Origin of the sequence: Vibrio glycogenivorans (genome assembly GCF_051660965.1) — a bacterium.
Classification (GTDB): Bacteria; Pseudomonadota; Gammaproteobacteria; order Enterobacterales; family Vibrionaceae; genus Vibrio.
In genome coordinates, this window is sequence record NZ_JBPVIS010000001.1 from 13,425 (window position 1) to 33,260 (window position 19,836).

A 19,836-nucleotide genomic window follows, 5' to 3' on the forward strand; every position below is an offset into this window, starting at 1 on the left:
TGCTGTCCCTGCCGATAAACGTAAAATGTTTGAATTAGAAAGGCGGTTACTTGGGCTACCCGCCAATTAGAACAAGTGATAGACTGCGCGATAATCTATTCGCGTTCAGAAAGGTACAGCAAATCATGAACCCAATCCTAGCGATCTTGAAACAACATCAAGTCAGTGAGCAGCAGATCCACGAGCTTTTTGAGACCCTAACCCAGAACCCACTCGCAGCCATGGCAACAATCAGCCAACTCGGCCTGCCACAAGAGCAACTGCAACTATTGATGGGCCAAGTAATGCAAAACCCAGCGCTGATCAAAGAAGCCGTTGAGGAGTTAGGTTTGGACTTCTCTAAAGTCGAGCAAGCGCAATCTCAGTTGAAAAAATAACATTACCCAATCTGTAGGTATCAAAAAAAGGTCGCACTAGCTTTCGCTAGGCGACCTTTTTATTTCGCTAGTATATTTGGACGGGCTTAGTTCATTGGCACTAGGTCAAATAGAGGATCAAATTCTTCAGTGATCTATCCAGGAATATCCAAAAACGCCATGTCACCATCAACTTTAGCCGATTGGTCAGCCAGCAGCTCTGGCAAGATGAATTACCTGTGCAAAAATCATCAAAATTAACGTAATCGATAGTTGCGTGAGAAGATAAAAATACCTTCTTGTCCAATTAAACTAGGTTTGAAATAACAAAGCCCCAACACTACGTTGAGGCTTTAGGTTTAATACGGCCGACTATTGTATTTCTGAAACGTCGTATGGAATCCAAACATCGCTCACATCGACAAAATAGGTATTCCAGACTGTGTCTTCATCTGGGAACTCTGTATCTTGGTCTAGGACGATCATTGCTCCGCCGTAGACATCATTCTCACCAGAGAACAGATAGTAAGCTGCTATCTCTCGCTTGAACGTATCACGCTCAATGACTAAGTGGCCATCACTATTAACTGACCAGTTATAATCATACTTATAGGTTTCTCCACTGTCTTCCCAGTCACCTCGAATCGCAGTGCCATCTGGATCTAAGTACCACAACCGAACAGCACTACCACCACTTCTTCTTCGAGCGATTGTAATGCCACTAATATTCTCTTCTTCCAGTTCGATTTTGCCACCACAGGATGCAAGGTGAGATTCAAACACTGCTTTGGTCGCTCCCTCTCCCACTATATCAATTTCACATTCATCATAAGGCTCTTGAGCCCGAGCACTACTTAAGGACTCGTTTATCACTCTTAGCCAGATTTCCTGCTCAGTGAAACCGTCATCGATAAGACCATCGACAAATGAAGGTAAGCCCGTAATAAATGGCCCCCAGTCTTCTATATAAGCTGTATATTTGCCATCAATTTCGGTCGTATATTTTTGACCACTGCCACTATAGGTGAAATCATAACCCTCGAGCTTATAGTTGTGCCAAATTACATGATCGCGCTGATCAGACTCTGAGTAGCTTATTAAGGTATAATCCCAACTGTTGAATAAGTAGCCCTCATCAGAATCGTCTAGTAACTTAGTATTTGTATCTGAGTCTAAGATGTACTTACCACCAATACTTCTGTGGATCTCACTTCCTTCATCATCAATATACTCAAAGACCGTAAAATCTTTCCAGTAATCGATGAAATCCCCACCATACAGCTCACCCCTGGTAATTTCTTCCCAAGAGTTATAGTCAATGTCGGTAGTCGCATCATACTCATTAACTTGGGTATTATTTATATGACCATCGGCCCCCCAATCACTTGAAATGACCTCTTTTTTTGATCCATCAAAGTAATTCCAATAACTGTTAATCTGACGGTAAGTAGGCAAATCAAATGGCTCTGCGCCTGTATGGTCGTATTCAGTAAATTCCCTCGATTCAAACTCATACTCAGAAGTCACCCACGACACTTGCTCCATTTTTTGCAATGCATCCACACCTGAAAGATCATCATCTTTGATTGCGTCCACAAACTCTTCAACAGAACCATAGGTCAATACTCTGCCACTATCCTGTTCCCACACAGAGTATGGATATGCGGCAGTATATGGGTCGTCTTCATCGATGTACTTGGTGGTTGAATAGGTACTGACCCCATCTTCAACAGTATGGGTACCGATATCATAGACAAATGAGGAAAAATTCAAGCTACCGTCACGGTTTAGGTCTGAGCTATAACTTGCCATTGCCCAGTAGTCACCAGTCTCTGTGTTCTCAGCCCCCGTCGTCGTAGATGTACTATACAATATGTCCTCATCATCAACTTCTCTAAACTGATCAACTTTACTTTCAAAATCGATGTTATTGCCTTGAGTAACCGATTGTTTATAGCCTTTTTCTGTAACGGCAATCGGAGAGGTAGTGTTATAAGGCGTAAAGTAATCGGTCCCATTAACCGTGCGATAGATAACGGTGGCTCCGTCGCCTGCCTCGCTGGCCAGCTCTTGGGCCTTTTCTTCATCTTGTTTTTTGCTTTCAACCATTATTGCCGCCATCTCTAGCATGGCATTGGTCAAATTATGGTTGCTGTCGATGAAATCTCCCTTCATTAAATCCAGAAGCTCTTCATCATCGTAATCACCGGTATTACTCATCTGAGTCTTGAGCCATTCCATACGCTGACGCTCTGTACGCTCAACTAAGGTGGCAATTTGCGAGGCTATAAAGGACGCTTCTTCACTGTCGATAGCATCTGCAACAAAACCATCTAGTACATCCGCAATGTCTTCATACACCTCAGTAGTAAATGGATTGATTACCTGGCCTTCGAGCTCGCCGTTTAAAAGCGAGTCGAGTGCCTCTGGTCCTATCGGAGGCATGCTTAATGTTACAGAGTGGGCTGTTTGATCGCTACTGAAGAAGTAGTCTAACTCACCATCTTCTATAAGCTGTAAAAGAGCCTCTTCTGACTCCGGTGGCACTGAACCCACATCGACCGATTCATTGGTTAACTTGGCGAGAATAGGTAAGCCTATCAGCCCATCGGCTTGCGCCTTAGTCAAGTTAAGCGAATACGTTCCGTTGATGTCCGTTACGGCTTGTGGATCGCTTTCATCTAATTCTCCATTTCTATTCGCATCTATCCAAACCAACGCGTTGTAAATGTAACCATCAATAACACTTCCAGATAGCGTATAGCTTCCTGAACGGTCGGACGAAGAGCTAGAGTCATCGTTAAAGCACGATGTTGTCGCCAGCGCTAAAGCGACCGAGATTGCAATTTTTTTGATCTCCATATCTACCCGCCTTTATCTTCCTAGCTAACAGTAAAAACTATTGAAAACAGACAACTAATAACCATACATTTAGTAAGGTCACATGATAATGCTGACAAAATGTCAAGTATACTTCTGGGAGGACTATCACGTTCAGAGTATTGATTATTATGTTAATTGTTGATTTGAGATGTTAGTGATTTGTGACTTTTCGATATTGAAATTGGCTTGCCTTTTTTGTGTATTTAACTGGAGCTAATACTCTCTGCTCATATTAATTTGAATATTGACTTAGCTTGATAATCAAACTAAATTAACTATCAAATAGTTTGATTATCAAAGTAAATATGGAACGTTCTCTCAAACATCATCACAACTTCTCAGAGCACAACCACCACGGGGAAAGACGCACGGTTTACGTGCTAATACTGACCCTTGTCACCATGGTGATAGAGATCACCGCGGGTACCGTCTATGGTTCAATGGCCCTACTCGCCGATGGTTGGCATATGGGCACGCATGCCGCTGCCTTTTGCATTACCCTGTTCGCCTATCGGTATGCCAGAAAGCATCGCGATAGCACGCGATTCTCTTTTGGCACGGGTAAAGTCAGTGTGCTTGGTGGTTACACCAGTGCCATCGCACTGGGTATTGTTGCCTTACTCATGTTCGTCGAGTCGGTGAACCGGCTGTTCAACCCGCAAACCATTCAATTTAATGAAGCTATCTTGGTTGCGATTGTTGGGCTTGTGGTCAATCTGGTGAGTATGCTACTGCTCGGTGATCATCATCATGATCACAACCATTCACATGGCCATGACCATCACCATCACCACCACGATCATAATCTTCGCGCCGCTTACCTACATGTATTGGCTGACACCTTGACCTCACTACTGGCCATTGTTGCTCTGTGTTTTGGCAAATATTTTGGTTGGAACTGGCTTGATGCCATCATGGGTATGGTTGGTGCTGTAGTCATTGGAAAATGGACATTCAATCTGCTCGCACAAACCAGTCCCATTCTGCTCGACGAAAATATCGATGAGGCCTATTGTCAACGCATTCGCGATACCTTGTCACCGTACGGTGATATTACCGACTTACATATCTGGAAAATCACCGGACACCACTACAGTGCCGCCATCACCATTGATTCACGCAGTGACTTATCGATAGTGGACTACAAGAAAAAGCTAGCCGAGTTTGATAAAATCAAACACCTGACGTTAGAAGTACATGAAAAATAATGCAAAAAATAGAGATGCTAAATCAACTGCTGACCGAGTTTTACGACAAGATGTCGTCTTGGGAGCAGTCGGTGGTCAAAGAAACCGGGTATAGTCTGGCTCAAGTCCACACCATTGAAGTGTTGGGCAGCCATGGGCCAATGCGAATGAAGGAGCTGGCGGATAAATTAGGCATCACCACTGGCACCCTCACCGTTCAAGTAGACAAGTTGGTTTCTGCGCAGTTAATTGAGCGTCTCCGCCACCCTGACGACAGGCGCGCTATCGTGGTTGCCTTAACCAGTGCGGGCAAACAGATCCACACGCATCATAATCAGCTACACCTTAATCTAGTCAAAGATCTCACCAGTGGAATCAGTGCCGAAGACAGCGATCGCTTAGTACAAATTTTGGCTCAAATGAATCGGGAGTTCTGATATCCGGTAGCTCGCTCTCGTTACCCGAGGTTTGTAGCCTTGATAAAAATACCCAGCTCGCAGGCTGGGTATTTTTACATTTTCCGCTAATTGAGTCGCTAGAATGTGCTCAACCGGATTTGCTATCTAAGCTCTCGCGACCAGTCCGCAAGCGCCTTGATATGCTCTGGCGAGATCCCGCAGCAGCCACCAATAATCGTCGCCCCCGCCTTATGCCAGCGTCGAGCTAACGCTAAGTAGTCCTCAGGCGTTAACGTGCGCGTCTGTTGCAGCGTACCGTTCGCCTGGTGGTCCGATTCGATGGGTGCGAAGTTATTGGCATAAACCCCTATTTCCAACACTGCTCCCTTAAGCGAAGCACCGCTGTGCTCTTGCCACTGTTTGACTTCAAGGACTGCTGCCTCCATTACCTCAGGCACACTGCAGTTAAACATCACCCCAGCGGCCTTATCTAAGCTGATTGACTTCAGCGCCTCTGACAATGGTTCACCGGAGCGCAAACAGACCTTTTCATTATCTAGTTCGTCTTGCAATGTAAACGCGTAGTGACATGGCTTCTCCGATTGTCGCAATACCGATTGAACGACCTCAAGCTCTGCAACGCTAGATATTGTTTCTGCAATCCAAAGGTCGACATAAGAGTCCTGCGCAGCATAAAGTTGCTGATAAATCTGCTGCGCGCTTAGCGCCTGAAAAAGGTCTGGGCGATAACTGCCAAAGGGTGGAGCAAGGCTTCCCGCAACTGACACTGAGTTATTGGAACCGACGACTGCATGAGCAATCTTTGCTGCCAACTGTGCAAGTCGAACACCATCGCGCTGATAACCATCTTCACCTAGATGGAAAGGCACACAAGCATAACTGTTGACTATGATGATCTCTGCGCCTGCCGCAACAAAATTCTGATGCGCTTGCTCGACAAAATGCGGCGCTTCAATTAACGCTTGAGCGCTCCAAAGTGGTTGTGAGAACGGCGCACCAATTCGCTTGAGCTCTCTGCCCATTCCACCATCAAGGACCGTAAATGCTGTCATGGCCCAAATTTCCTCTAAAACTTCATTTTAGAGATTGAACCATATTTTCCTTCAACGTACATCGATTCTTTTACATTGAGATATGCCCAAGTGAGCACGACTACCTTAGGCCTCGCATTTAAGTATCTTATTGATTAAAAAAGCCACACACTCAAGGCTGCAGTGCTATTAGGTTAACTGTGCATCCAAACCTTTTGGATTAGGCCCATATTCATTATCCCCTTCATCACTGTCCTTAATAGTAAATACAATCAGCACGATCAAACCAATCAAAGGGATGAAGCCTATTAACACCCACCAACCAGTGCGCCCAGTATCATGCAGACGACGCACAGCCACGGCAAGACTAGGAATAAACACGGCAAGCGAGTACAGTCCGCCGATAAAATTAGTGCCTATCACACGCTCGATTAAAGCGATGGCGATAGAGATAATCACGTTGAAAAGCACGAACATCCAATACTCTTGTCGTCTCGCCCTACCCGTAAACACGGCATATTTTTTTAAAACTGCGAAGTACCATTCCATTTCATTTCCCCATTTGCACTGGACTGATTGTCTTGTCTCGTGGCAAGTTCATCAATCGGCATCGTTTTGCCTCTCGCACACTGCGACACTGAATTAGCTACTGCTCACTCACTTCGCAGTCAACCTAAAGCATAGATAAAATCAACTGCCAATTTTGAATTGAAGTGACTTATTTAAGAGATAGAGGGGGTTAAAGGTGTTCGACAATCAATTAAGCACAAACAACAAAGGGGCCATAAAGCCCCTTTAACTATCGATAAAATGTCGAGTTAATTGACACCGATCTCCTTGGCGATCGCTTCAATTTCCTTAAGGTCCATGCGATGAACCTGGATCAACTGGTTGATCTGGCTTAAACGGTTGTTGGCCTCATCTTGTTTGCTGCACGCATCAGATTTAGCATCCCACGTCGTGCCCTGCAAAAACAGCTCACAGTCTTGTTTGAGTTTCTCTATGGTTGGGATCAAATCATCTCGTTGGTCTTCAAGCTTAGCCAACTCCGTTTTTATCCCCATCTCACGCTGGAAAAGTTCACGTGAGCGCTCTAGCATGATCACTTGCTTCTCAGCCTTATGGATAAGCTCGACATTAGCTTGGGTGGAGTTCGCCAAGTTTTTCTCGTTTTGCTTAAGCTGATCGTTCAACTCACTGTTGTCACGCTCAAGACTGGCAATCTGTCCATCGCGCTCCTCTAATTGGGTTTGGAAGTCGGCGACTTGCACTTGCATGTTCGCCTCTAGCTGCTGCTCCAACTGGGTATCCAGTTCTGCGACTCGACGCTCAACCGTCATAGCGAGCTCTTGCTTCTCTTCCACCAGCTCTTGGTAGCGCACTTCTAATTCATCATAGGTCGATTGCCAACGATCAGCAGTGTGGGCGGAGCCTATCACCCCACCTAGAGCCGCGCCTAACACGGCGGCAATGATGATATAAAGTCGTGTTTTACGATCTTTTTGCTCAATAACAACGATGTCTTCTTGTTCGTTTTGTTCAGGTCGTACGTCCACGACAGTCTCCAAGCGCTTAGCGGGCTAATTCGGTTATCATAATGCTTGCGGCATACAGGAGGAAAGCACCTACCACGCCAATTACGACAATCTTTTGTAATTTTTCGTTGGTACGGTAGCGGATCAACACATACGCAACCGCGATTAACACGGCAATCGTTATCAGCCTAATCATAATAATCTGCTCCAAGTCTCGCCTCAGCAGCACACTGGGCAAACACCCAATCACGCACCAGCAGTGCAATGCCTGCGAAAATTTACGGTTACTTATACGGATATTAACCTAATAAGCAAGCCTTTTCAGTGGGTTAATAACTATAACTTGACGACTTACCATAGTTTTTTGTTACAACAGCTTAATCCACAATACGAACTAATCGAGCTTTACTATCACTTGCACTCAGATCTGTTGTTCATCACGGCAAAATTAGCAGGGTCTGTACATAAACTAAGCAAACGCACGATTACTATGCACCAATTTGTACAAATCAAGTTGAATCTTTCAATTTTTTTGTTAAATTAACGCCACCTTGCTGGCCAACAGCAAGCTATGTTTGTTCAACCAATGAGCAAACGTTCCTATGAAGACTTTCAGGAGAGAGGTATACCGCGAGTATACCCGCCGAAGAATTAACTATTTCAGGCAAAAGGACTGTTAGTTGGAGGAACCTCTGGAGAGAACCGTACTACTTTGTTGTAGCAAGCGGTCGCCGAAGGAGCAAGCTATCACACGATAGTGAAACTCTCAGGCAAAAGGACAGAGGAGTGAAAATGCGAACAATTTAAATCTATCCATTAGCCTAGCTGCGATCATTCGATCTCGGTTAGACGCAGGGATAGCGATAGTGTTTACCTCTTCATTGAGGCGTCAGACCTTTCACTCTTCTCCTTAGTTACGTTGTATCTATTAAGGGGAATTCACATGACCACCATTCAATCTATTCTTGAGTCCATCGATAACCTTGTCTGGGGACCACCACTACTTATCCTGCTTGTCGGCACAGGTATTTACTTCACCTTCCGCCTTGGCTTGCTTCAATTTCGTCATCTGCCAACCGCGCTGAAATATGTCTTTAGCAAATCAAGCGGCACCCAAGGCGATGTCTCACCCTTTGCCGCGCTGTGTACTGCCCTATCAGCCACGATTGGTACCGGTAATATCGTCGGTGTTGCGACTGCAATTAAGCTTGGCGGCCCTGGCGCGCTGTTTTGGATGTGGCTTGCTGCTCTATTTGGCATGGCGACCAAGTATGCCGAGTGTTTGCTCGCAGTAAAATACCGCCAAGTTGACGCAAAGGGTCAGATGGTCGGCGGCCCTATGTACTACCTTAAGTACGGAGTGGGCTCTAATGTGCTAGCGGTGATCTTTGCTGTATTCGCACTCGGTGTTGCCCTACTTGGTATTGGTACCTTCCCGCAAGTGAATGCCATTCTAGACGCCACGCAAATCTCGTTTGGCGTTCCGCGCGAAATGACAGCGGTGGTTCTTACTATCTTGGTTGCTTGTGTCACCCTCGGTGGTATTCAATCGATCGCTAAAGTGGCGGGTAAAATCGTACCGACAATGGCCGTGCTTTACATCGTGGCTTGTTCAACGGTCATCATCGTCAACATTGAACACTTGGCTGACGCCGTGATGCTGGTGATCACCTCAGCCTTTACTCCAACGGCAGCCACCGGTGGCTTCCTTGGCGCCAGTATTATGCTTGCGATCCAGTCGGGTATTGCCCGTGGCGTATTCTCAAACGAGGCAGGTCTGGGTAGCGCGCCGATTGCGGCGGCGTCGGCGAAAACTGACTCTTGCGTACGTCAAGGCCTGATCTCAATGACCGGTACCTTCTTTGATACCATCATTATCTGTACTATGACGGGTCTTGCTTTGATCCTAACTGGAGCATGGCAGAGCGACTTTGCTGGTGCAGCAATGACTACTCACGCCTTTGCCACAGGTCTTAATGCCAACGTACTTGGTCCAATGTTGGTCTCAGTCGGTCTGATCTTCTTCGCCTTCACCACCATTTTGGGTTGGAACTACTACGGTGAGCGCTGCGTGGTGTTCTTGTTCGGTACCAAAGGAGTGCTGCCATATAAGATTATCTTCCTATGCTTAGTCGCGTCTGGCGCTTTCCTGCACCTAGATATGATCTGGCTGATCGCTGATATCGTTAATGGTCTGATGGCAATTCCAAACCTGATTGGCTTGATCCTACTTCGCCAAGTGGTTATCGAAGAAACCAAGCTCTTTTTCGCAGCGGCGAAGCCGGCCAAAGCGCAAATGAGCGCCGCGTAATAAATTCTTCATACTTTTTCATAGGTTACATGAGTAAAATGTGACCTGTAGCCAAACACCCTCCCACGCCTTGTGCGCCGGAGGGTGTTTGGTTTTCAGTGGTTGAAAAGTCGCCTTTATTGATACATTTAGTTACTTCCTGTCTTCGTTCTGTCATTTTTCTGCGCCTTTAGTGTCATATAGCAGCTCTACCTTAAGCTCGACTTTTCAGTAATCTATATGAGTATTCACGATGAAACTTATTCAATCAGCTGTAGCTGCAGCTCTAGTAATGTCTTTCAATACAGTAGCGATGGATGCACGCTACGAAGACCGTACTGGCAACCTTGTTGCTGACCTTCCTGCAAGCGAATCAGAGTGGTCTAACCCATCAACTCTTATCTTTGCTTACACTCCGGTTGAAGATCCTGCAGTCTACGCTGACGTGTGGAGCGAGTTCCTAGAGCACCTAGAAGCAAAAACGGGTAAAAACGTACGCTTCTTCCCTGTGCAAAACAACGCGGCGCAAATCGAAGCGATGCGCTCAGGCCGCCTACACATTGCCGGCTTTAACACAGGTGCAACTCCTCTTGCGGTAAACTGCGCGGGCTTTAACCCGTTCACTATCATGGCGGGCGAAGATGGCTCTTTCGGTTACGAAATGGAAATCATCACTCACCCAGAGTCTGGCATCAACACTCCTGAAGAGCTAAAAGGTAAGCAGCTTGCGTTTACCTCGCAAACGTCGAACTCTGGCTTTAAAGCCCCTTCAGCTATCCTAGATGCAGAATACGGCCTAAAACCTGAAGTCGACTTCAACCCTGCATTCTCTGGCGCGCACGACAACTCGATCCTGGGTGTCGCGTACCAAGACTACGATGCAGCGGCAGTGGCTAACTCAGTACTTAACCGCATGCTTTCTCGTGAAGTAGTAAAGGCTGACGCAATCAAGTCTATCTACAAGTCTCAGACGTTCCCAACTACAGCATACGGCTTTGCCCACAACCTACACCCAGATCTACAAGAGCAAATCCAAGATGCGTTCTTTAGCTTCGACTGGGAAGGCACCAAGCTAAAAGAAGAGTTTGAGCGTAACGGTGAATCTCAATTCATCCCAATCACTTACCAAGAGCACTGGGAAGTGATCCGTACTATCGATACAGCAAACCAAGTTTCTTACACTTGTAGCTAATCTATCGCCCCTTCTTTATACGAATCGCAGGTGCAGCTTGATGGCTGCATCTGCTTTATTCGATCACAACGTTATTACCCAAGGTAAACCATGTCCACACTAACACTTAAAGGCTTAACTAAGCATTACTCCAACACCGATAAGGCGCTGACTGACGTCAACCTATCGATTCAAGCTGGTGAAGTTGTGGGACTTATCGGCCCCTCTGGCGCCGGTAAATCAACCCTGATTCGCTGCATCAACCGTCTCACTGAGCCGACATCAGGTGAAGTTCTATTTCAAGGCAGTGACCTAACCACACTGTCTAAAGGTCAACTAAAACAAGCTCGCCGCCAAATCGGCATGATTTTCCAAGAGTACGCCCTGATTGAGCGTCTAACCGTGATGGAAAACGTGCTCTCTGGCCGTCTTGGCTATGTCCCATTCTGGCGCAGCTTGCTTCGCAAGTATCCAAGTACCGATATTCAAAATGCCTTTGCCCTGCTTGATCGCGTTGGCCTTATCAGCCACGCCGACAAGCGTGCCGATGCCCTATCGGGTGGTCAGAGACAACGTGTCGGGATTGCGCGCGCACTTGCTCAGCAGCCATCACTGCTGCTGATTGATGAGCCAACCGCTGCGCTTGACCCTAAAACCGCGCGTCAAATCATGCGCCTGATCACCGATATCTGCCGTGAGAGCCAACTGCCAGCGATTATCAACATTCACGATGTCAATCTGGCCAAGATGTTTGTCGATCGCATTGTCGGTCTGAACAGTGGTGAAGTGGTATTCGATGGCGCGCCAGACCAGCTTGATGATGAGGCGCTGACACTGATCTACGGTGAAGAAGATTGGAATGCAAGCTCAAATGAAGAGCAACAAGAATCCGGTGTAGAATTGGAGTTGGCAGTATGAGTCACTACCCTACCACTTGGCAAAAGCCACCGCTGATCCAAAATCCTTGGGTGAGAAACGGTCTGTGGCTTGCGGTTGCTATTTATCTTTATCTGGCCACCCAATCGATTGAAGTCAACTGGGTGCGAATTTATGAAGGCTCTGAGCGTGGTCTCAATTTTGTTAAAGCCTTCATGAGTCCTGATTTCTCAGGTCGCTGGAACAACATATCCGCGGGTCTGATTGAAAGCTTGACCATGACCATGACCTCAACGGTGGCTGGTATCATCCTGTCAATCCCGTTTGGCTTGGGCGCAGCAAAAAACCTAGCGCCAAAGCCGGTTTACTACTTCTGCCGCAGCTTCGTGGCCATCGCCCGTAGCTTGCAAGAGATCATCATCGCTATCTTGTGTGTGGCGTTGTTTGGTTTCGGTACCTTTGCCGGCTTTGTGACCCTGACTTTCGCCACGATTGGCTTCTTAGCCAAGCTGTTCGCCGAAGAGATTGAGGCGCTTGATCCTGCGCCACTGACAGCCATGAAAGCCGCTGGCGCAAGCTGGCTACAGCAGGTCAACTACGCGATTCAACCGCAAGTGATGCCGCGCATTGCTGGCCTGTGCCTGTACCGCTTTGATATCAACTTCCGCGAGTCTGCAGTGATTGGTATCGTCGGTGCCGGTGGTATCGGCGCAACACTCAACACCGCCATGGATCGCTACGAATATGGCGCAGCCGCCGCTATCTTGCTGATCATCATCGGTATTGTTATGGCCGCTGAGTTTATCTCAACGCAGATCCGAAAGAGAATTCGTTAATGAACACTACGACCTCAACCCCAGCTCACTGGAGCAAATACTCACAAATAGAGTCACTGCAACACTTTATTGGTTGGTTCTTGTTTGTGGCACTGACCGTCTACTGCTGGCAAGTGATGAATAAAGACACCATGTGGTTCTTCGTGGTGGATGCGCCCAATCAGGTCGCTGATATTTCATCGCGTATGTGGCCGCCGCGTTGGAGCTATCTTGAGCAGCTGTGGATCCCTTTGTGGGACACCATCAACATTGCCACGTTAGGCACTGCGCTTGGCGTCGCCATCGCCTTTCCTATTGCGTTTTTGGCTGCGCGTAATACCACGCCAAGCCAAACCATCGCGCGCCCAATTGCGCTGCTGATCATTGCATCAAGCCGCTCAATCAACTCATTGATCTGGGCATTGCTATTGGTAGCAATCATGGGCCCTGGCCTTCTGGCTGGTATCATCGCGATTGCGCTGCGTTCAATTGGTTTTGTATCGAAGCTGGTTTATGAAGCGATTGAAGAGGTCAATGAGACTCAAGTCGCCGCCATCCGCGCGACGGGTGCCTCTGAGCTACAAGTACTGAATTACGGCGTCCTGCCGCAAATTCTACCGAGCTTTATCGGCACGAGCCTGTTCCGCTGGGACATCAACATCCGTGAGTCAACCGTGCTCGGCCTAGTCGGCGCAGGCGGCATCGGCCTTAAACTGCAAGAGTCTATGTCAATCCTGGCTTGGCCACAGGTCACCGTGATCTTCTGCTCTATCTTAGCGACTGTCGTGATCTCAGAGTGGATCTCAGCCAAAGCCCGCTACGCACTGATCTAACCCCCTAGGGGGTTAGGGGCGAGGAGCGAGTACACTTCGTTTCGGGGAGCGAGGAGTTTGATACATTAAACAGACTCCTCGCTCCCCGTAGGGCAAAGCCCGTCCTCGAGCCCCGCCCCCTTATCCAAAGCAAAACACAGCGTACGCTTTTGCACAGTCGAGAAAGTCACTCCCCTCGCGCACTGTCTATCTCGCTTCTCGCCTCTCGATTCTCGCCTCTTCAATCATCTTAGGTCTTTAGGTGTATCCATCACCACCATGGTCGTAATCGAATTGACCTGCTGGCACTCCCCTAGTACATCGGAATGAAAGCGCTTGTAGCTTGCAAGATCTTGGGTTTCAACGCGCAGCAAATACTCACTCGCGCCAGTGATGTTATGGCACTCTACCACTTCCTCCTCAAAAGCCACATGCTGCTCGAACTCTAGCTGATCGCGCTTGCGATGGCTTGATAGTCCCACCGAAACATAGGCAATAAAACCGACGCCGAGTTTGTCGCGGCTGATATTGGCGCTGTAACCGGTGATGACGCCACTGCGCTCCAGTTCTTGTACTCGGCGTAGAGTTGCTGAGGGTGATAGTCCCACTCGCTCTGCAAGCTCAACATTAGAAATTCGCCCATTTGAGCGCAGCTCACGCAATATTTTTTGCTCAAAGTTATCCATAGCGCTAATTTATTGCTTAATTGGTCTTTATTACGCCATTTTAGGCACAAAATTGCCCGCTTATCTATATAAAATACCACCAAATCGACTTTTGGATTGCTCATTATGGATATTAGCGTTATCTCCGCACTGGCTTTGTTTGCTCTTGTTTCAACCTTCACACCCGGCCCTAACAACATCATGTTGCTTACCTCTGGTGCGAATGTGGGCTTTATTCACACCTTGCCCCATAAGGCGGGAATACTGTGTGGTTTCTCTTTAATGGTACTCATCGTTGGCGTTGGGCTGGGCAGTTTGTTTGACACCTTCCCCTTGGCGCAGGAAGTTTTGAAGTGGTTGTGTCTTGGCTATCTTGTTTACTTGACCTACAAGATAGTAACTAGTCGCACCGAGTTAAAAGCAAGCAATTTCCAACCTATGTCGTTTATCGGTGCCTGTCTATTTCAGTGGGTCAATCCCAAGGGGTGGAGCATGGCGCTGACCTCGATTACCGTGTACAACACCAGTCAAGATTTCACCGGGGTGGTGATCATCAGTGGTGCATTCGCGCTGGCCAATATTCCTTCAGGAACGATTTGGACCCTAATGGGACGCGAAATTAGCCGTTTCCTGAATACACCACGGCGCATGTCACTGTTCAACTACGCTATGGGCGCGCTGCTGCTCGGCTCAACTTTACCTATGCTCTAGCTGAGTAAGCGAAAAAGCAGCCATGGTTAAAAATGCAACAAAGGATTCATCCTATCGGCTTACGTATAGATTAAACTAACAATTTAACAACGGTTTAGGCGATATGGAGCCATTGGTGCCGAAAGAGATCAAGCATATAGAGCGTATCGCTCAACAAGAGTCACGGCTGACACTGAATACCTTGACCCAAGTAACACATAAAGGGGATAGCCTGCCGATCCATTCATTGTCGTTCGGCAGCCCCGATCCTAGTGCCCCTTGCTTAGTTCTCACCGGGGCGATTCATGGGGTTGAGCGGATTGGTAGCCAGATCATCCTTGCGTTTATCAAAAGCCTGCTTCGCCGTGTGGTATGGGATAAGCAACTGGCACAAACGCTCGAAAACATTAAAATCTTAGCAGTACCTGTTGTTAACCCATGGGGAGTCGCCAACAGACGTCGCGCTAACCACAACGGCGTCGATTTGATGCGTAATGCCCCGATAAGCGCCAATAATCCCGCGCATCATCTTTATGCTGGGCAGACTATCAGCTCCAAACTCCCCTGGTATCGCGGTAATCCCAACAATATGGAGCAGGAGCTGCAATCACTTTCGGCCTATATTCTTAAGCATACTCAGCAGTCGCCAACCACCATCGTGCTTGATCTTCATAGCGGCTTTGGCGCGCGCGACAGACTATGGTTTCCCTTTGCTCATCACGCTAAGCCGCCAGATAACCTGCACCATTTTTATCTGCTCTATCGCCAGTTTCGCAAAAGCTACCCCCACTACGAGCTATATCAATTTGAGCCCCAATGGCACCAATACACCACCCACGGCGATTTCTGGGATTGGATGTACCAGCAGCACTATGGGCAATCAAACCATCACTTTGTCCCACTGACGCTAGAGCTTGGTTCATGGTTGTGGGTGCGAAAAAATCCGCTGCAGCTATTGAGCTTTAGTCAGCTATTTCACCCAACCAAACCCCATCGGATCAAGCGTGTACAGCGTCGCCATACCACCTTACTCAACTACCTGATTCAGGTCTTAGCCAATGATTTAATTGATCAACATGATAAAACCAGTAAAGCCAAGCTAACCGAAAAGGCGATCAAACTATGGTACCAATAGTGTTGTTACGCGGCTTGCTCAGAGAGAGCGGGCATTGGAGTGAACTGGTTACTGAGATGAAAACGCACAACCCATACATCGATCTCATCACTCCAGATGTCAAGGGCAATGGCGCTCTTTATCAAGAGCGCAGCCCATCAAGTGTAGAGGCGATGCTGCCTAGTGTATTAGAGCAGTTACCGAGTGATTGTCAGCGCTATCATCTGGTGGCAATTTCAATGGGCTCGATGCTTGCCAGTGTTTGGGCGAAGCGCTATCCGCACTGCGTGGCAAGTCTGACTTTGATTAATCCTAGTTTTGCCCGATTTAGCCCTCCTTGGGAGCGGATTAACCTGACTAAATTGGTCGCCATTTTAGCCTCTAGACTCAAGGGTCAAGAGTCCTTTCAAACCAAACTACTTGACTACACCTACCCTGAGCACAGGACAAAACCGACTGTCTTGGCCAATCATATTGCACTGGCCGAGCGTCACCCTGTGAGCATGCGTAATGCCATCTATCAACTTCTGGCCGCCGCCCGCTTTAGAGGTTTCGCTAGTGCGCCAAATTGTCCGTGCCAAGTCATTGTGAGTGTTGACGATCAACTGGTTTTCAGTCTTGCAGGTAAGCGCATTGCCACAGCATGGCAAGTCCCCTTAAAGACATTTGAGTCTAACGCCCATGACTTACCTTTAGCTGAACCTGAGGCGCTGACGGCACACCTTCTTAGTTGGACAGAACAGCCTACAGGATCAGCTTTTGCAGACTGATTAAACAGGCGCCTTTTCCAGCAACAGTTTAATCCCAAGCACCACCAGCACGGCTCCTGTTGTGCCCTCCATCCAAGCAATAAACTTGGCGTTACTCAGTAGTGACTTAGCTGAGGTCAGCATCGCAGATAATCCGCATTGCCATACCATGGCAATCACGAAGTGGATTGAAGCCATCAGCAATGACTGGCTAAAGGCTGAGTACTCGGGATTGATAAACTGCGGCAAAAAGGCCAGATAGAAGACCCCAGTTTTAGGGTTGAGCACGTTGGACAAAAAGCCCTCGCGTAGTGAGCGCTTCACACTCAGACTTTGACTGCCGACACTATCCACTTTGACGGTATGCGACCTGGTCATCGAGCGTAGACTCGTGATCCCAAGATAAATCAAATACCCCGCCCCCAAGGTTTTGATTAGGTAAAACAACTGCGCAGACTGAGTCAACACCACCGAGATACCCAGCGCAGAGAGCGTGGCATGCACATAAAGCCCAAGACAAATTCCAAGGCTAGTCAGCACCCCATCATTGAGCCCCCCTCGGGTGGTATTGCGGATCACCAGCGCTGTGTCCAAGCCGGGCGTCATGGTTAAGATGGTAATCGCAATCAGAAATGCGCTAAAGTTTTCAATCACGGCAGCTGCCTATTTAATCCAATGAGGGAGCAATATAGCAAATACCGCTTACATGGGAACACTTGGAAAATAATAAATTAGTTTAATCAACCTTTTGCTTGTTTATCGTCTCTCATCCAGCGACTGACCGCCCGAATTAGGCATATGTACAAAAATGCCAACAGAAACGGTTGGCATTTTTCGTTTTGATAGGAGTTACTGGATAATCGGTTGCGTTGGAGCAACTTCTAAATCAACTTTCTTGATTTGACCATTGAACTTGTACGGCAGTTTATCACGGTATACGGGCATCACTGGTGCACCTAGATCTACGCCAATATCCAAGGTTTCTGTTGCTGAGAATCGAACAGGCACAGCTTGTTCAACTCTCCCTGAGCCGACTTTTTTATCATTGATGTATAAATCTACGCTACCACCATTAAATTCCTGCAAGAATTTAAATGGCTCTTGCTTATACACAGCCGACAATTTTACGTCTCCAGACGGAATAGCGGAGTCGGATTCGACGGTATAGTAACCCTTGCCGAAGAAGTTGTAGCCATACACCAATGTACCGTTATCGACATAGAACGAGAGGCCAGCGGCACTCCCTCCCATTGCCATTAAGATACCATCCGCTTTCTTGCCTTCGGTGACACTAACATATGCATCAATTCGGTGATCACGCTGATAAACAGGTGGCGCAGAACCTTCAGGTACCCGAGTAACGCTGGCTGTGTAGCTAAACTTGGTTTTACCGCTGGTTAAAGAGGGGCGGTCTGGGGTCGCCGCTCGCTCTACGAACCGGTCATCCAGTGGATACACTTCGTTGATTTCCGCTTGAAGATCAAATTCAGCCACCATTTCTGCTAATTTGTCTGGCATTTGCTCAGATAAATCATCTGCTTGAGAGAAGTCTTGTTCGACGTTATACAATTCCCACTTCGAGTTTTCAAAACCACGCGAACCACTTAACTGCCAAGGTACACCATGGAATGCAGCCGCTACCCAGCCGTCTTTATAAATCGCGCGGTGACCACCTGTTTCAAAATACTGAACGGTACGATGTGACTTGGCTGTTGGATTATTAAACGAGTACATCATGCTCGTACCCGCCATTTCCTTCTGTTCTATCCCATTGACTATTCTCGGTGCCGGAAGATTAGCGGCTTCAAGAATGGTTGGCGTAATATCGACCACATGGTGGAATTGACTCTGAATCGCACCAGTATTTTTAATTCTCGCTGGCCACGAAACGATCATCCCATTACGCGTACCGCCAAAGTGGGAAGGCACACGTTTCATCCATTGGAAAGGGGTAGAGCTCGCCCAAGCCCAACCGACTGGATAGTGGTTTTCATGTAACTCATTACCCAACTCATCAATGTACTTGAGCTGAGACTCGACGGTATCGGGTATACCGTTTTGTGTCATTATATTATTGGTGGTGCCGGTAGGAGTCCCCTCTGCACTACCGCCGTTATCACCGGCGATATACATGATCATTGTGTTATCTGCATCTGGCATACTTTCGATTTTATCGATCAAACGTCCTATTTCGTAATCGGTATAAGCTAAGAATCCCGCGAACACTTCCATATGACGGGCATACAGTTTTTTCTCATCTGCGCTTAAGCTGTCCCACGCTCGAATCTCCTTCGGACGAGGCGTCAGTTTAGTATTCTCCGGAATAATCCCCATCTCTTTCTGTCGAGCAAAGACTTCTTGCCGATATTTATCCCAGCCCATATCGAATTGACCTTTGAACTTATCAATCCACTCTTGAGGCACATGCAAAGGTGCATGGACTGCACCTGGGGCAAAATAGGTAAAATAGGGCTTATCTGGATTCAGTGATTTCTGTTGGTCAATCCAACCTATCGCTTTATCCACTAAGTCTTTATTCAGGTGATAACCTTCCTCAGGCGTTGTTGCTGGTTCAATCGGCGTCGTGTCATTAAACAACTGTGGCTCCCATTGACTCGTCTCACCACCTTGGAAACCATAAAAGTGTTGGAAACCCAGTCCAGTAGGCCACTGATGAAATGGTCCTGATGGCGATGTTTCCCAGTCTGGAGTGTTATGCCACTTACCAAAGGCACTGGTGCTGTAACCATTGTGAGTCAACACTTCAGCGACACTTGCGACAGATTTTGGCCAGATAGAATTATAACCGGGGAAGCCCGTTGAAAGCTCAGAGATAGTACCAAAGCCAACTTGGTGATGATTACGACCCGTTAGCAATGCAGCGCGAGTTGGCGAGCTGATACCGGTAGTATGGAAGTTATTGTAAGTCACCCCACGCGCTGCCATCTTATCCATATTCGGTGTCGGGATTAAGCCACCAAAACGACCTGCCTGACCAAAACCTAAATCATCTAGAAGAATCACTACAACGTTTGGCGCACCTTTGGGTGCTTTAATCGGTTGAGGGTAATCTGGCTTAGACTGATCATAAGTTTTACCGATTTTTCCACCAAATTCTGCAGCCTGCTGAATCGGTAAAACGGTTCTATCAACAGAATGGCTAGGCGCAGCGTAGCTTGCTGATGCAAGTAGCATACTGGTGATGGCAACTATTGGTTTTACTTTGGTTTTCATTTCAGCTCC

19 protein-coding genes and 1 riboswitch are annotated in these 19,836 nt (G+C 47.4%); of the genes, 11 read left to right on the forward strand and 8 right to left on the reverse strand.

Annotated elements, in window-relative coordinates; genetic code table 11:
• The first annotated feature begins 125 nt into the window (after positions 1 to 125).
• Positions 126 to 377 (forward strand): DUF2999 family protein, encoded by a 252-nt coding sequence (locus tag ACSTTG_RS00065; protein WP_438473435.1) that lies wholly within the window; start codon positions 126 to 128, stop codon positions 375 to 377.
• Between the two features lie 351 nt (positions 378 to 728).
• Here ACSTTG_RS00065 and ACSTTG_RS00070 read toward each other — a convergent pair whose 3' ends face one another.
• On the reverse strand, positions 729 to 3,218 hold the full coding sequence (locus ACSTTG_RS00070) for a hypothetical protein (RefSeq protein WP_438473436.1): 2,490 nt from the start codon (positions 3,216 to 3,218) through the stop codon (positions 729 to 731).
• Between the two features lie 326 nt (positions 3,219 to 3,544).
• Between ACSTTG_RS00070 and dmeF the strand changes: the two genes are divergently transcribed.
• Both dmeF and ACSTTG_RS00080 read left to right on the forward strand, forming a co-directional pair.
• Positions 3,545 to 4,447: a CDF family Co(II)/Ni(II) efflux transporter DmeF gene (gene dmeF / locus ACSTTG_RS00075; RefSeq protein ID WP_438473437.1), complete on the forward strand. Its 903-nt coding sequence runs from the start codon at positions 3,545 to 3,547 to the stop codon at positions 4,445 to 4,447.
• A complete protein-coding gene (locus tag ACSTTG_RS00080) occupies positions 4,447 to 4,863 on the forward strand; it encodes a MarR family winged helix-turn-helix transcriptional regulator (protein WP_438473438.1) in 417 nt (138 codons plus the stop codon). The genes dmeF and ACSTTG_RS00080 overlap by 1 nt, the downstream gene beginning before the upstream one ends.
• Before the next feature lie 122 nt (positions 4,864 to 4,985).
• Here ACSTTG_RS00080 and ACSTTG_RS00085 read toward each other — a convergent pair whose 3' ends face one another.
• The 4 genes from ACSTTG_RS00085 to ACSTTG_RS00100 all read right to left on the reverse strand — a co-directional run bounded on the left by ACSTTG_RS00085 (position 4,986) and on the right by ACSTTG_RS00100 (position 7,607).
• Positions 4,986 to 5,897: a homocysteine S-methyltransferase family protein gene (locus ACSTTG_RS00085; RefSeq protein WP_438473439.1), complete on the reverse strand. Its 912-nt coding sequence runs from the start codon at positions 5,895 to 5,897 to the stop codon at positions 4,986 to 4,988.
• 168 nt (positions 5,898 to 6,065) lie between these two features.
• The gene (locus ACSTTG_RS00090; protein ID WP_438473440.1) at positions 6,066 to 6,425 is read right to left on the reverse strand and encodes a DUF805 domain-containing protein; all 360 of its coding nucleotides are present in this window, start codon (positions 6,423 to 6,425) and stop codon (positions 6,066 to 6,068) included.
• 269 nt (positions 6,426 to 6,694) lie between these two features.
• Positions 6,695 to 7,432, reverse strand: coding sequence for a chromosome partitioning protein ParA (locus tag ACSTTG_RS00095; RefSeq protein ID WP_438473441.1), 738 nt, complete (start codon positions 7,430 to 7,432; stop codon positions 6,695 to 6,697).
• Positions 7,433 to 7,448: 16 nt separating this feature from the next.
• Entirely contained in the window at positions 7,449 to 7,607 is a 159-nt protein-coding gene (locus tag ACSTTG_RS00100) for a hypothetical protein (protein WP_438460167.1), read from the reverse strand.
• A gap of 486 nt (positions 7,608 to 8,093) precedes the next feature.
• Positions 8,094 to 8,203, forward strand: a riboswitch (glycine riboswitch).
• Between the two features lie 151 nt (positions 8,204 to 8,354).
• Here ACSTTG_RS00100 and ACSTTG_RS00105 point away from each other — a divergent pair.
• From ACSTTG_RS00105 to phnE (ACSTTG_RS00125), 5 genes are all read left to right on the forward strand, one after another.
• A complete protein-coding gene (locus ACSTTG_RS00105) occupies positions 8,355 to 9,722 on the forward strand; it encodes an alanine/glycine:cation symporter family protein (protein ID WP_438460166.1) in 1,368 nt (455 codons plus the stop codon).
• Positions 9,723 to 9,954: 232 nt separating this feature from the next.
• Positions 9,955 to 10,893, forward strand: coding sequence for a phosphate/phosphite/phosphonate ABC transporter substrate-binding protein (phnD, locus tag ACSTTG_RS00110; RefSeq protein WP_438473442.1), 939 nt, complete (start codon positions 9,955 to 9,957; stop codon positions 10,891 to 10,893).
• A 90-nt stretch (positions 10,894 to 10,983) separates the two neighbouring features.
• Positions 10,984 to 11,790: a phosphonate ABC transporter ATP-binding protein gene (gene phnC, locus ACSTTG_RS00115; RefSeq protein WP_438473443.1), complete on the forward strand. Its 807-nt coding sequence runs from the start codon at positions 10,984 to 10,986 to the stop codon at positions 11,788 to 11,790.
• On the forward strand, positions 11,787 to 12,584 hold the full coding sequence (phnE, locus tag ACSTTG_RS00120; protein WP_438473444.1) for a phosphonate ABC transporter, permease protein PhnE: 798 nt from the start codon (positions 11,787 to 11,789) through the stop codon (positions 12,582 to 12,584). The genes phnC and phnE (ACSTTG_RS00120) overlap by 4 nt, the downstream gene beginning before the upstream one ends.
• Positions 12,584 to 13,396, forward strand: a complete 813-nt coding sequence (gene phnE / locus ACSTTG_RS00125) for a phosphonate ABC transporter, permease protein PhnE (protein WP_438473445.1) — start codon at positions 12,584 to 12,586, stop codon at positions 13,394 to 13,396. Before phnE (ACSTTG_RS00120) ends, phnE (ACSTTG_RS00125) begins: the two co-directional genes overlap by 1 nt.
• Positions 13,397 to 13,620: 224 nt before the next feature.
• Here phnE (ACSTTG_RS00125) and ACSTTG_RS00130 read toward each other — a convergent pair whose 3' ends face one another.
• Positions 13,621 to 14,061, reverse strand: coding sequence for an Lrp/AsnC family transcriptional regulator (locus tag ACSTTG_RS00130; RefSeq protein WP_438473446.1), 441 nt, complete (start codon positions 14,059 to 14,061; stop codon positions 13,621 to 13,623).
• Between the two features lie 105 nt (positions 14,062 to 14,166).
• Here ACSTTG_RS00130 and ACSTTG_RS00135 point away from each other — a divergent pair, with 105 nt between their 5' ends.
• The 3 genes from ACSTTG_RS00135 (at position 14,167) to ACSTTG_RS00145 (ending at position 16,614) form a co-directional block, all read left to right on the forward strand.
• Positions 14,167 to 14,751: a LysE family translocator gene (locus ACSTTG_RS00135; protein WP_438473447.1), complete on the forward strand. Its 585-nt coding sequence runs from the start codon at positions 14,167 to 14,169 to the stop codon at positions 14,749 to 14,751.
• Positions 14,752 to 14,866: 115 nt separating this feature from the next.
• Positions 14,867 to 15,865, forward strand: a complete 999-nt coding sequence (locus ACSTTG_RS00140; protein ID WP_438473448.1) for a DUF2817 domain-containing protein — start codon at positions 14,867 to 14,869, stop codon at positions 15,863 to 15,865.
• Positions 15,853 to 16,614, forward strand: coding sequence for an alpha/beta fold hydrolase (locus tag ACSTTG_RS00145; RefSeq protein ID WP_438473449.1), 762 nt, complete (start codon positions 15,853 to 15,855; stop codon positions 16,612 to 16,614). The genes ACSTTG_RS00140 and ACSTTG_RS00145 overlap by 13 nt, the downstream gene beginning before the upstream one ends.
• Here the strand turns inward: ACSTTG_RS00145 and ACSTTG_RS00150 are convergent, their stop codons facing one another.
• Positions 16,615 to 17,199: a LysE family translocator gene (locus tag ACSTTG_RS00150; protein ID WP_438473896.1), complete on the reverse strand. Its 585-nt coding sequence runs from the start codon at positions 17,197 to 17,199 to the stop codon at positions 16,615 to 16,617. It lies immediately after the preceding gene.
• A gap of 243 nt (positions 17,200 to 17,442) precedes the next feature.
• Entirely contained in the window at positions 17,443 to 19,827 is a 2,385-nt protein-coding gene (locus tag ACSTTG_RS00155) for an arylsulfatase (protein WP_438473450.1), read from the reverse strand.
• Between the last annotated feature and the right edge of the window lie 9 nt (positions 19,828 to 19,836).

Bases quoted from the DNA above. Each gene is read 5' to 3' on its own strand.
- ACSTTG_RS00080 (WP_438473438.1), top strand. From the start codon at position 4,447: ATGCAAAAAATAGAGATGCTAAATCAACTGCTGACCGAGTTTTACGAC.
- ACSTTG_RS00105 (WP_438460166.1), top strand. From the start codon at position 8,355: ATGACCACCATTCAATCTATTCTTGAGTCCATCGATAACCTTGTCTGG.
- ACSTTG_RS00135 (WP_438473447.1), top strand. From the start codon at position 14,167: ATGGATATTAGCGTTATCTCCGCACTGGCTTTGTTTGCTCTTGTTTCA.
- ACSTTG_RS00145 (WP_438473449.1), top strand. From the start codon at position 15,853: ATGGTACCAATAGTGTTGTTACGCGGCTTGCTCAGAGAGAGCGGGCAT.
- dmeF (WP_438473437.1), top strand. From the start codon at position 3,545: ATGGAACGTTCTCTCAAACATCATCACAACTTCTCAGAGCACAACCAC.
- phnE (WP_438473445.1), top strand. From the start codon at position 12,584: ATGAACACTACGACCTCAACCCCAGCTCACTGGAGCAAATACTCACAA.
- ACSTTG_RS00070 (WP_438473436.1), bottom strand. From the start codon at position 3,218: ATGGAGATCAAAAAAATTGCAATCTCGGTCGCTTTAGCGCTGGCGACA.
- ACSTTG_RS00155 (WP_438473450.1), bottom strand. From the start codon at position 19,827: ATGAAAACCAAAGTAAAACCAATAGTTGCCATCACCAGTATGCTACTT.
- phnC (WP_438473443.1), top strand. From the start codon at position 10,984: ATGTCCACACTAACACTTAAAGGCTTAACTAAGCATTACTCCAACACC.
- ACSTTG_RS00100 (WP_438460167.1), bottom strand. From the start codon at position 7,607: ATGATTAGGCTGATAACGATTGCCGTGTTAATCGCGGTTGCGTATGTG.
- ACSTTG_RS00130 (WP_438473446.1), bottom strand. From the start codon at position 14,061: ATGGATAACTTTGAGCAAAAAATATTGCGTGAGCTGCGCTCAAATGGG.
- ACSTTG_RS00150 (WP_438473896.1), bottom strand. From the start codon at position 17,199: ATGACGCCCGGCTTGGACACAGCGCTGGTGATCCGCAATACCACCCGA.
- phnD (WP_438473442.1), top strand. From the start codon at position 9,955: ATGAAACTTATTCAATCAGCTGTAGCTGCAGCTCTAGTAATGTCTTTC.
- phnE (WP_438473444.1), top strand. From the start codon at position 11,787: ATGAGTCACTACCCTACCACTTGGCAAAAGCCACCGCTGATCCAAAAT.
- ACSTTG_RS00065 (WP_438473435.1), top strand. From the start codon at position 126: ATGAACCCAATCCTAGCGATCTTGAAACAACATCAAGTCAGTGAGCAG.
- ACSTTG_RS00090 (WP_438473440.1), bottom strand. From the start codon at position 6,425: ATGGAATGGTACTTCGCAGTTTTAAAAAAATATGCCGTGTTTACGGGT.
- ACSTTG_RS00085 (WP_438473439.1), bottom strand. From the start codon at position 5,897: ATGACAGCATTTACGGTCCTTGATGGTGGAATGGGCAGAGAGCTCAAG.